Consider the following 242-nt stretch of genomic DNA (forward strand, 5'->3'; position numbering starts at 1 on the left):
CGGCCATCGGGTCGCAGCGCGCGTCGTACGGCGGCCAGGGCCTCGACCGGGTGCGCCATGTCGTGCAGGCTCTCGAAGAAGAAGGCGACGTCGTACCGCTCGGCGCCGTGGTCGGCGTCGGACGCGGCCACCTCGAACTCGACCCTGCCGGCCAGGCCTGCTTCGACGGCGTTGGCGCGGGCGTCCATGACCGAGGCCTCGTCCAGGTCGATGCCCACGGCGACCAGTCCCGGTCGCGCACC

1 protein-coding gene is annotated in these 242 nt (G+C 73.6%); it reads right to left on the reverse strand.

Features of this window, described 5'->3' with window-relative positions; genetic code table 11:
- On the reverse strand, positions 1-218 hold a 218-nt coding region (locus ACOADB_RS14895; RefSeq protein ID WP_378600071.1), incomplete at its 3' end, for a class I SAM-dependent methyltransferase.
- Positions 219-242 lie beyond the last annotated feature (24 nt).

Origin of the sequence: Nocardioides sp. CPCC 206348 (assembly GCF_048654705.1) — a bacterium.
Lineage (GTDB): Bacteria > Actinomycetota > Actinomycetes > Propionibacteriales > Nocardioidaceae > Nocardioides.